This window comes from Streptomyces sp. GbtcB6, assembly GCF_019091475.1.
GTDB classification, from domain to species: domain Bacteria; phylum Actinomycetota; class Actinomycetes; order Streptomycetales; family Streptomycetaceae; genus Streptomyces; species Streptomyces hyaluromycini.
The window spans coordinates 45,681-56,383 of sequence record NZ_JAGXJL010000052.1; the positions used below are offsets into that span (position 1 = coordinate 45,681).

General features: G+C 67.6%; 9 protein-coding genes and 4 pseudogenes. 7 read left to right on the plus strand and 6 right to left on the minus strand.

The genetic code is table 11. The features are described from left to right. Nucleotides 1-33: 33 nt before the first annotated feature. On the minus strand, nucleotides 34-390 hold the full coding sequence (locus tag KVT45_RS45295) for a zinc ribbon domain-containing protein YjdM (RefSeq protein ID WP_308311060.1): 357 nt from the start codon (nucleotides 388-390) through the stop codon (nucleotides 34-36). Between the two features lie 836 nt (nucleotides 391-1,226). Between KVT45_RS45295 and KVT45_RS45300 the strand changes: the two are divergent. Next, nucleotides 1,227-1,418 (plus strand): annotated as a pseudogene (locus KVT45_RS45300) (CorA family divalent cation transporter); the annotation flags it as partial. Between the two features lie 766 nt (nucleotides 1,419-2,184). Continuing rightward, nucleotides 2,185-2,548: pseudogene (locus KVT45_RS45305) on the plus strand (DinB family protein); the annotation flags it as partial. 195 nt (nucleotides 2,549-2,743) lie between these two features. Here KVT45_RS45305 and KVT45_RS45310 read toward each other — a convergent pair. Further along, the gene (locus KVT45_RS45310) at nucleotides 2,744-3,163 is read right to left on the minus strand and encodes a DUF1345 domain-containing protein (RefSeq protein ID WP_368857567.1); all 420 of its coding nucleotides are present in this window, start codon (nucleotides 3,161-3,163) and stop codon (nucleotides 2,744-2,746) included. A gap of 4 nt (nucleotides 3,164-3,167) precedes the next feature. Beyond that, a complete protein-coding gene (locus KVT45_RS45315; protein ID WP_217555615.1) occupies nucleotides 3,168-3,905 on the minus strand; it encodes an SDR family oxidoreductase in 738 nt (245 codons plus the stop codon). An 88-nt stretch (nucleotides 3,906-3,993) separates the two neighbouring features. On the opposite strand from KVT45_RS45315, the gene KVT45_RS45320 reads away from it, so the two are divergent. Further along, a complete protein-coding gene (locus KVT45_RS45320; RefSeq protein ID WP_217555617.1) occupies nucleotides 3,994-4,668 on the plus strand; it encodes a GntR family transcriptional regulator in 675 nt (224 codons plus the stop codon). A 218-nt stretch (nucleotides 4,669-4,886) separates the two neighbouring features. Here the strand turns inward: KVT45_RS45320 and KVT45_RS45325 are convergent. Next, a pseudogene (locus KVT45_RS45325) lies at nucleotides 4,887-5,138 on the minus strand (IS5/IS1182 family transposase); the annotation flags it as partial. A gap of 118 nt (nucleotides 5,139-5,256) precedes the next feature. On the opposite strand from KVT45_RS45325, the gene KVT45_RS45330 reads away from it, so the two are divergent. From KVT45_RS45330 to KVT45_RS45345, 4 genes and pseudogenes are all read left to right on the plus strand, one after another. Next, nucleotides 5,257-5,745, plus strand: a complete 489-nt coding sequence (locus KVT45_RS45330; protein ID WP_254648304.1) for a hypothetical protein — start codon at nucleotides 5,257-5,259, stop codon at nucleotides 5,743-5,745. Between the two features lie 170 nt (nucleotides 5,746-5,915). Then, nucleotides 5,916-6,395, plus strand: a complete 480-nt coding sequence (locus KVT45_RS45335; RefSeq protein WP_254648305.1) for a hypothetical protein — start codon at nucleotides 5,916-5,918, stop codon at nucleotides 6,393-6,395. 2 nt (nucleotides 6,396-6,397) lie between these two features. Beyond that, nucleotides 6,398-6,799: pseudogene (locus KVT45_RS45340) on the plus strand (transposase family protein); the annotation flags it as partial. A 1,332-nt stretch (nucleotides 6,800-8,131) separates the two neighbouring features. Beyond that, nucleotides 8,132-8,845: a hypothetical protein gene (locus KVT45_RS45345; protein WP_217555619.1), complete on the plus strand. Its 714-nt coding sequence runs from the start codon at nucleotides 8,132-8,134 to the stop codon at nucleotides 8,843-8,845. Nucleotides 8,846-9,124: 279 nt separating this feature from the next. On the opposite strand, the gene KVT45_RS45350 is transcribed toward KVT45_RS45345, so the two are convergent. Further along, a complete protein-coding gene (locus tag KVT45_RS45350) occupies nucleotides 9,125-9,691 on the minus strand; it encodes a dihydrofolate reductase family protein (RefSeq protein ID WP_217555621.1) in 567 nt (188 codons plus the stop codon). Between the two features lie 424 nt (nucleotides 9,692-10,115). Next, nucleotides 10,116-10,562, minus strand: coding sequence for a DUF6069 family protein (locus KVT45_RS45355; protein WP_217555623.1), 447 nt, complete (start codon nucleotides 10,560-10,562; stop codon nucleotides 10,116-10,118). Nucleotides 10,563-10,703 lie beyond the last annotated feature (141 nt).

Consider the following 10,703-nt stretch of genomic DNA (forward strand, 5'->3'; position numbering starts at 1 on the left):
GATGGATGCGCTGAGGAGTCCCCGGTGCCGGGGTCAGCCCTTCTTGACCACGCTCGACTTCAGCTGCATCGCCCCGAAACCGTCGACCTTGCAGTCGATGTCGTGGCCGTCGACCCCGTCGACCAGCCTGATGTTGCGCACCTTGGTGCCGGCCTTGATGCCCGAAGGGCTGCCCTTGACCTTCAGCGCCTTGACGACGACCACGGAGTCGCCGTCGTGCAGGACGTTTCCGACGGCGTCCCTGACGACCCTCTCGGCCGGGGCGCCCGAGTCCGCGGCACCCTCGGCGGGCACCCACTCGTGGCCGCACTCCGGGCAGACCACCAGGGCGTTCATCTCGTAGGTGTACTCACAGGAGCACTTCGGACAGGGAGGAAGATCATCGATCACCCCGGCAGCGTATCCGGCGCCGGCCTGCGCCCCGGCACGCCGACGGATGGGGCCAGTGCGGTAAGTATCCGCAGGACAGCGAGTGATCCGCGCACGCGCTCTGCACGAGCTGACGCCTGCCTCCACGCTGGCGCTTGACTCCGATCCCACGACAACGTAGGCCTCACCACACGGCCGCCGCCTCAAGCGGCACAACCCACGGGCCCGCACAGGAGTGGGGAACCTCTTCCTCCGCTCACGTGGTTCAGGTCCCGGGCCCGAGCATCCGGACAAATGCCGACTGAATCCGGGTCGATAGTCCCGGCCATGGCTGGAACACGGGGAGGCTCCGAACGCTGGATGCGATCCCACTCGTTGCCCAGGGCAGCTACGCCGCCCATATCGAGCACCTGACGCACTGCCGACGGTGCCCGAAGAAGCGGAAGCGGTGCCCGGTTGGGGCCGAGCTGGTCCGTGTATACCTCGCGGACTGTTCCGATGGCGGTGCCGCCCTCGTCGTCGTCCGTGACAACGTCCCTGCCGTGAGCCGGCGTCATCCGGAGATCATGGAGAGGCGCGCAAATTGGGTGGCAGCGGCTGCCGACGGCATCCGGCTCAGCCCTCGGCAGCAACCGCCTGTGATCACCGGACCCACCGGAGCAGCTTCTCTGGCACGCCCCACCGCCCCCGCTCGGGGCCATTCCCTGGGGAGAATCCGGGGAGTACGAGCGGCACTGGGGAGCGCGTGGGGAGAATCGACTCGTAACCGCGCACAAGCGTGAAAGGCCCGGAAAGACGGATCAGCCCAGGCCAGAGGCGTTCCCAGCAGCATCACCGCAGGTCAACGCCACCAGGTAGACGACTTCAAGAAGATCTCCTCGTGGGCGGCCATTCTGTTCGCTCCGACGCTGGTCGGGACGATCTACGGGATGAACTTCCGGGAGATGCCGGAGCTGCACTGGGTGCTCGGATACCCCTTGGCGATCGTCCTGATGGCGGTCGTATGCACCAGCTTGTACTTCATCTTCAAGCGGAAGGACTGGCTCTGAGTAGCCGGTCGACGAGGGCCTGCGCCAGGGCCTCGCGGGAGCCGAGGTAGTCGCCAGAAGGCCCGCCCAAGGCCCCTGGGGAGAGTCTGGGGAGGATGAGATGTGCTCCGCGTCGGCCGGTTCTCCCCGCCGCGAGCCAACGGTCTTGCTGAACCTTGGGGCGTCAGCATCAACGGCGGACGCCGAACATCACGGAGGGTAACCGCACTTTCCGGACCGGAACGCCGAAGAGGGGCGCAGCAAATGCTGCGCCCCTCTTCTCGTAGGCGTCCAAGTAGCGTGCCCACTACCCGGCCGTGACGACCCGGGCGCTTCGGTTGAGGAGCGCGTCGCTGGCACCGCGCCCCTTTCCGCCGGCCTCGGGTCTGTCGCCCACGAAGCTGGAAGCCTTCTACCTTCAGAACAGAGGACCACGGCTTCCACAAGAATTCGAGGTGTCTGCACTAGGCAACTCGGTCCACATAGCGCGCCCTGTTCCAAGCCCTGAGGGTGCTCCCGATCCCTTCGCAAAACTTGCGCGCGTGGCCAAACAACTGAAGAAGAAGGCAAAAGCGTCCACAGACCCGACTCTTGGTCGGGGTGAACGGCTCATCTTCGATTGCGAGATGACTTATGGGATTGCCCGAAATAGCGCAAGCAATGACGTTGCGCTCTTCTTCATGCCCACCGCATTCGAAGCCGATGGAGGACTCTCGTTGTTCGGCACAGCGAGCAACCTGATAGGGCGGGCCCCGGAGAGCGAGCCTTACTACGCCTCATCCTTGGAGTGGCTGGCGGGCGTGAGCGAATCGCGGACCAGCTGGACCGGCACTGGCACAAGAACCTGCGGCCGCGGCTGCACGGTCTTGCCGAGGAGGAGTACTTCTGGGAGCCGGTGCGTGGCTGCTGGAGCATCCGCCCACGTGGCACGTCGGCCGCACCGATGCCGGCGGGTTCGGGGGAATGGACGATGGACTCCGCGCGTCCCCTGACCCGGTACCGGCGCCGGCGCCGGTGACCACGATTGCCTGGCGGCTGGCGCACATCATCGTCTCCTGCCTGGGCCATCGGGTCGGACGGCACTTCGGCGGCCAGGACGTCGACTCCCGGACATTCGCCTACGCGGGACCGCTGACGAGGCGCTAAAACAGCCCAATGGCCGAGATCGGCCAGGGCTCCGAGGACGGCGGCGCTCGGCCCGACCGCACTCACGACATCACCGCCGCCCGCCGTGACCGCATCCTGTCCCACCTACCTTGAATCCGGTGAAAGGACACACCGGCTCACGCCGTGCGGTCACCAGGCCCTGGACAGTCGTGGCCCGGCCCTGCTTTGGAGTCTCCTCCTCAGCCGCTGACGATTCCCACGACGAGATTGATGGCGGTGGCGAGAATGCCGGTGCCGAAGACGTAGGACAGCAGTGTGTGACGCAGCACGATCGCCCGGATCGCCGAACTCGACACATCGGTGTCGGACACCTGATACGTCATGCCGAGGTTGTAGCTGAAGTAGAAGAAGTCCCGGTACGCCGGAGGGTCGTCCGAATTGAAGTCGATCCCGCCCGCGGACTCGTAATACACGTAGGCATAACGGGCGGCGTACATCAGATGCAGCGCGGCCCAGGCCGTGAAGACGCCGCACAGGGCGGTCGCCGCCGCCACATGGCCGGGGTCGGACTTGCCGCGCAGGAGCAGCAGCACGATGGCGGCCAGTCCGCACAGAGCCACCGCGACCACCGCGGCCCGCACGACAGCCCGGTTCAGCAAGTGGTCACCGCGCCGCGTAGGCGCCGCCGTTGACGTGGATGACCTGTCCGGTCAGGTGGCCGGAACCGGGCCGACCGAGGAAGAAGATCGCCTCCGCGATCTCGTTCGGGGTGCCAGTCCGCCGGTTGAACGCGGCGGACACCCGCGCCGCGACCCACTCCTCGGACACCGTGCCGGCGAAGAACTCGGTGTCCAGAGTGACCCCCGGCGCCACGACGTTGGCAGTGATCCCGCGGGAACCCAGCATCCTCGCGGTCTCGACGTTCCACGCCTCCAGGGCAGCCTTCGCCGCGCCGTACGAACCGGATCCCTGCTTGGCAGCCACTGAACCGACGGTGACTATGCGTGCTCCGTCCGCCAACCGCGGCTTGAGTGCCTCGGTGACCAGGACCGTGGTGAGCACGTTGGCCTCGTAGTTGGCCCGCCACGCGTCGGCCACGCCGGCAAGGTCGCCTGCGGCGACGGCCGGACGGCGACGGTCGGTGTTGCCGCCGGCATTGTTGACCAGCACATCGATGGTGGTCGGCAGCCGGTCGAGCGCCGTCTGAACGGCGGCCGGGTCTGCGGCGTCGAACGCGGTGTGGGCCACCCCCAACCGCTCGGCGGTGGTGGCCAACACGTCACTACGTCGACCTGTGATCGTGACGTCGTGCCCGGTCTTGGCGAACAGTTCTGCGGTCGCGGCGCCGATGCCCGTCCCGCCACCGGTGATGACGACGTTGCGCTTCGTCGTAGAGGTCATGGGTCAGAAGTCTCGACCCTGAATATTCGAGGTGTCAATAGATGTTCGAACATCCTGGGTCATGTCGAAGTTGTGTATCCTGCCGTCCATGTCAACCAGTGCGAAGACCCGCACGGACGAGGTGCACGCTCGGCTGCGGGCCGACATCCTCGGCGGGCGCTTCGCGCCGGGCGAGCGGCTCAAGTTCACGCCGCTGTGCCAGGTCTACGACGCCAGCGTGGGGCTGATCCGGGAGGTGCTCAGCCGGCTGGCCGAGCAGGGACTGGTGCTGGCCAACCCGCAGGTTGGTTTTCAGGTCAAGCCGATCTCCGTCGATGACCTGCTCGATCTGACCCGGACGCGGACGGACATCGAGTGCCTGGCCCTGCGGCGTGGCATAGAGCGGGGCGACATGGCCTGGCGCGCCCGGCTCGTCGCGACCCATTTCACCCTTGCCGACACGCCTCGCCGTGACGTGTCCGCTCCGACCCGCGTCGCCCCGGCGTGGGAAGCCGCCCACGCGAACTTCCACGACGCCCTGCTCGCCGGGTGCGGCAGCCCTCGGCTCTACGCGATCGCGACGGCACTGCGGGACAGCGCCTGCCTCTACCGCCGCTGGTCGGAAGCGATCGACCCGTCCGACGCCGCGCGCGATCCGGCCCAGGAGCACGCCACCATCTTTCAGCACGCGATCGACGGCGACGCCGACTCCGCCGTTGCCGCGTTGGCCGCGCACATCGAGCTGACCACCACGTTGATCGTGGCCTCGCGCGCCCCGTTGTGATCCGGAGTGCGGGGTTTCCAGGTGATCTTCCGGACCAACGCACCAGAATGCGGCTCCTTTGTGCCGCGACCGTTAGGCGGCGGCCCGTCCGGCCGCAGGTCCAATACACCCATTGAGCACGGTGCATCGTGAAGGCTGCACGTCAGTCGGCCTGGTGTGCGTAGGCGTCGGGAGGCTCGGGCAGGTCCGGGGCGGAAGTCCATCGACAAGATCGTCCGTCAGCGGGTGACCTCGCGGTTCGTCAGGACCAGCAGGGCTCGCACCAGCACGGTCGCCCACCTCGGATCCGTGCGGACCTTGCCGCGGACGCGCCAGTTCTTCAGGTGGGCGAAGCCGTGCTCGACCGGGGCACGGATGGCGGCCAGCGCCTTGTCGGACAGTTTCTGGCCACGGGTCAAGGTCCGGTTCCGGGCCGCTCTGCAGCCGGTGATCGCCGCCGGGTCGGCGTCGGAACCGCCGTCGTCGAGACCTGTCGACAGTCACGGAATTCCCCCGATGTGACGAGTTGAGCATCATGGAATTCCCCACCCTCACGGTCACGAGTCCCCATGGGGACGGCGGTCGCGGGGAGTTGAGAGACTCCCCGCTATGGGATCTTGGGGAACTTTGGGGCCGGCATTGTTGTCTCTGGCCGGTGTCGCACTCGGTGCCGGCGGGTCGATCTTTGGCCAGTACCTCGTGTCGCGGGCGAGTACCCGGCAGCTCGACGTACAGGAATCAGCCGCGCACCGCGCGGAGTTGAAGAACGCGGTCCTGAAGTTCCTTGGCATTGCGTCGCAGGTGGAAATGGCGGCCCTCATGCGCCCGGTCAGTGACGGCGCGGCAGACGGTGCGGTGCTCGACCGACTCGTCGATGACCTGTGGCTCGCACAGGCGGAGATCGACCTGGCGGCCAGGAGTGAGCCCCTGCGAGGCTCTGCCTATCGTTTTGCGTTCTGCCTGGCGCAGGCAGTCCGGGGCGAGATGGCCGACCCGTCTGCGCTGCGCGGGCCGCAGGCGCAGTTCATGGACGCCGCGTATGCCGACATGTGGCCCGGCCGACGGCGGGCAACCGGGGATCCAGCCATACCTCGGTGAGGCGGACAGGGGTTTCCGCCTGTCGGGCGGTTTGAGCGCCATGTAGTTTCTCATGCCGATTCCTCCTGATTGACCATGGGTAGCGCGGAGGTCGGGATCGAGGGACCTGGTCGTCGCGGAGCTGCTCATGTTCCTCGTCCCGTGGTTCTGATGGCCGATGGGCAGCCCGGATGGCGAGGGGAACGTTCGTCGTGGTCGACATCAACGCGATCTACGTCCACTGGTACGCAGGCCGCTCGAAGAGCGTGCAGGCCGCGTCGCTGGGGGTGGACCGCAAGACCGTCAGGAAGTACCTGACGCCGGCGGAGGCGTCCGGGATCTCCCCGGGCTGCCCGCCGATGAGCGAGGCCGACTGGGCCGGGCTGGTCGAGGGCTGGTCCCCCGGGCTCGTCGACAGGAGACTGCGGCAGGTCACCTGGTCCGAGCTCGACGAACACCGCGACTACATCAAGGGGTTGCTGGGGACAGTGACGGTCTCCACGATCCGTCAGCGGCTGCGGGACGAGCACAGACCGAAGGTGTCGATCTCCTCGTTCCACCGCTGGGTGCACGCCACGCTGCCCGACGAGGTGAGCCGGTCGCAGGTCACCGTTCTGCGCGACGAGGTGGAGCCGGGCGAGGAGGCCCCCATGCGCTCATCGAGTGGGTGACCATGCTCATCGTCACCCGCGAGGGTGACCGCCGCTGCAAGCTCCCACCGCACCAGCGTGCCCTGGTCGCTCTGGTGTACCTGCGCAAGCACGAGCCCCTCGCACAGATCGCCGCCGGGTTCGGCATCCCGGTCGGCACCGCGCATGCCTACACCGCCGCGGTCATCGGTCTGCTGGCCGCCCGCGCCCCCGGACCGCTGCGCGCTCTGCGCGAGGAAGACCCCGAGTTCGTCCTGCTCGACAGCACCCTGGCCGAGTGCGATCGTCTCGGCGACGGCTGCGCCGACTACTCGGCCAAGCACCGCCGGCACGGGGTGAACGTGCGGGTGGTCACGGACCCACACGGCGAGGTGCTGTGGTTCTCGCCGGCCCTGCCGGGGCGCTGCCATGACCTCACCGCGGCCGTCTGACGCACATCTCGGTACAAAGCCCGGCCGGGATGCTCGGGAGGCTCCCGGCCGGAAGGGCGCCCCCTGCTGCTCAGATCGGCAGGGGGTGTCTCCGCACAGTAAACAGCCCGAGCCCTCGCATACGAAGAGCGCGGCGGCGGCGCTCAGCCAGATCAGCCAGATCAGCCAGCGTCAGCGGGACTGCCGGCCGGGAGGGGGATCACTTGTGTGGGCCTTTGGGAGTTGCGCAGAGGGCAAAAGCGGTGAGCCTCTGGCTTGTCTGGCCTGTGTTGACGGCCACTGCCCTCCACGTGTCCGGCTCACCCTGCCCATCCGGCCCCGCAGCATAAGACCCAGTCACTTTCAGATCTGGGCTGATCGATCCGAAGCCGCCGCCGGTAAGGGTGGTTCCTTTCGGGCACGTGGCGTCAGCGGCACCGAACGAATTGGGCGCCACCAGGACGGCGGGCCCCTCGACTTGCTGCGTGGTGAAGCCGCCCCCGTCTTCTCCGGCGGCTGCGACTCCAGCACTCGCGGCGAGTACGACGCCGACAGCGGCGCTCAGAGCGGCGATCTTGGGCATGCGGGACATGGTGACTCCCTCACAGTGGGTCGGATTGTGCGTCGTGGCTGCAAGAGAATCGTGTGCGACCTGGCGACCAGCCGCTTGCTGGAAGATCTGTCCGGGTGACGGCCCTGTTCTCGTACAGCCGCGGCCAAGTGGCATCTGTGGTCATCTGCCTTTGTCAGCCGACCAGTTCACAGTCGCGGCAAACCGCACATATACCGCGATGGGCCCGACGGCCGTCACTCGCCGCTGGATGTCCGCCTGCCTTGCGCGAATCCCTACCGGAGTATCTGGCCGACGCGCGACACCATGAGGCGCTACATGGAACAGCACGGCCTGGATCAGCTGATCCGGCTCATGGACGCTCACGCCTTTTCGGCTTATTGATTTCGGTGTCTCGGGGTCTGGATTTGCGTTGGGACTGGTGACGCGGTCCGTCCGAGTTGGTACGCCGGAGGCGCCTCCAGAGATTCGACGCCGCCGAGCGACTTACCTACGACGGTCGCGCACTGGCCATCATCCGATCCGTCCCACCGACTCCGGCACGATCCGCGTCCGGGCGACCGCCGAGGGATGCGAGCCGGTCGAGAGCGTCATCGCCGTCGAGTAGAGAGCGCCATGCCGCAGACCCACTGGACTTCCGACAAGACCTCAGAGCCGGCATCCACATCGCGTAATTCCTCAGGGGCTGGCTGACGGACTTTCGGTCGGAGCGTCCCTCTTGCGGGCAGCGGAAAATCGTTCGACGGGCCGGGCCAGAGTCGTCATGATCCGCGCTCGTGACGACTCCGAAGCAGTTCCTGGTCCGGGCCGCCGCCCGCAACAACGCCGAGTGGTGCGCGGTGATGAGCCGATCGCACGGCTTGGCGGGCGAGTTCGGGGCACATGCCTGGACCGCTCCGTCTCGCACGCCGCTGTATTACCCCGACGCGGTGACGCTGGTGCCGGGCACCGACCGAGCCGCGCTGGTGTCCCGGATCGACACCCTCGCACCCGGTGCCTCCGTCAAGGACAGCTTCGCCGACCTCGACCTGACCGAGGCCGGCTTCCAGGTGCTGTTCGAGGCGCAATGGATCCACCGCCCGGCAAGTGCGCCCGCTCCGGCGCCGGATCTTTCCTGGGACGTGGCAGGCGATCCGGACGCGCTGCGCGCCTGGGCGCTTGCCTGGGACGACGGGGACGGCAACGCGGACCTCTTCCGACCCGAACTACTCGACGACCCAGCTGCTTTCGTGCTCGCTGGACAGTCCGCCGATGGCCGTGTGGTCGCCGGAGCGGTGGCGAGCTGCAGTGACCAGGTGGTCGGAATCTCCAATGTCTTCGCGCTGGACGGCGGTCCTGACGCGGCTTGGCCGGTTGTACTGGACGCCGCGAACACGCTGTTCCCCACCTTGCCGGTGGTCGGCTACGAGCAGGGCGAGGACCTGGCGGCCGCCGTCCGCCATGGCTTCGAGTCGGTCGGTCCGCTGCGGATCTGGCTGCACGGCCAGTAGCCAGACCGGCTCCAGGGCTGCCCAGCACCCTGTCTCTTGACCTGACCCGGAAACAGCCGCCTTCGGTCAGAACTCTGGACGCAGCCATCTCACCGTCCTGACACTGCCCAGCTCAGGACGCATCAGCGTCGTCATGATCCACCGGACACACGCTCGGCATCGCCAACACGATCTCTCAAGCACCCCGACAACCCGGGCGGAAATCCCACTCCTACTGTCACACCCCAGGTCAGCAGCCCGCCATCTGCAAGATCTCATGAGAAGGGTCAGTGCTGCTGCTCAGCGCCTCGCCTCGTACCTGGTCAGGACCACGCCGCCGGGAAACGTCCGCGTCTCCACCATGTTCAGGTTCACCCAGCTGTCCAGCGCGGTGAAGAACGGTGTACCGCTACCCACCAGGACCGGATGGGTGACGATCGCGTACTCGTCGATCAGCCCGGCGCGCATGGCCGCCCCGGCGAGCGTTGCGCCGCCGATGTTCATCGGGCCGCCGTCCTCGGCCTTGAGCCGGGTGATCTCGGCGATCGCGTCGCCGGTGACCAGGCGGGTGTTCCAGTCGACCTTGTCGATCGTCGAGGAGAACACCACCTTCGGCGTGTCCCGCCAGTTCCGCGCGAACTCGATCTGCGCCGGGGTGGCGCCCGGCTGCTGATCGCCGGTCGGCCAGTAGGAGCTCATCGTCTCCCACAGCTTGCGCCCGTACAGCGACAGGCCACTCGTCTGCTCGTGGTCGAGCCACCACTGGAACAGCTCGTCGCTCGGCGGTCCGCTCCAGCCGATGTCGTCGCCGGCCGCGGCGATGTAGCCGTCCAGGGTCAGGTTCATGCCGTAGATCAGTTTCCGCATGGCCCAGCCTTCCGTCCGTGGGTGTCCGGCGTACAGACCAGCGCGGCGCGGGAAACTCATCGGTGCGCGATCCGGGCTCGCCGGCAGCCCTCGTGCTCGGGGCTCAGCGTGGTGTACCCGGCCGACACGGGCAAGCCGCTTGACCTCGCCCTCGCCCTCGCCCTCGCGAGGAAATGCCACGGATTTGAGACTGATCATGGGTGACAAGGCCGCGAGACAGCGAAGATGTTCACGTGCAGCGCGCTGACCTGGGGCGACTAGGTTGGATGTGAACGGAGGGGCCAATGAGCCTCTTCCAACCTCCCACGTCACCAACAGTGCTCCCTGCCTCGCCGTCGGCGTGACAGCCTCCCGCAGGCGTAGGTGTCAGGGCCCGGCTGCGAGCGCGTCCTGACGCGGTTTGAGCCTGACGTCGGCTCGGGAGTCAATCGGTCCGGGTGCGCAGGCTCCGCGCCAGGGTGGGGATCATCACCGCCGCAGGGACGAGGTGCAGCCCGAGGAGGGCGGTGGTGGTGGCGGTGCTTGCCCCGGCGAGGAGGGGCGGGACCAACGAGATCGCGGTCAGCGACACTGCAGTCCACACGAATCGCTTGGCGGGGCGAGCGCTCCAGCGAAGAAGAGCGACGGCAATGACGATGCCCACGGCCGAGAAGAAACCGGTCACCACGGCGAACCCGGACAAGGGGATCGTCTCGCCACCGTCGGGGACCTCGAAGCCGACGCCAACGGCCTGGGCAAGCGCTGCGGCGAGGGTGGTGGCCGCCATCGCTGCGAGCGTGGCGATGAAGCCGGTGCCGGCGAGCCCGCGGAGTCGGTGGGTGTGGCTGGTCCGGCCCGATGCCGGGCCTGCGACGGCCCCGGTGTCATTCATGCAGTTCATGTCGTTCCTCCGTCATTCGGCAACTGGCGTACGGGGTGTTGACTGGCATGTGACGGTCCTGGCCCTGGGGGTGACGATGTGCACCCTCGCCGTGCGACGGCCGGGGTTGTGCAGGGTGCGGACGCCGGTGCC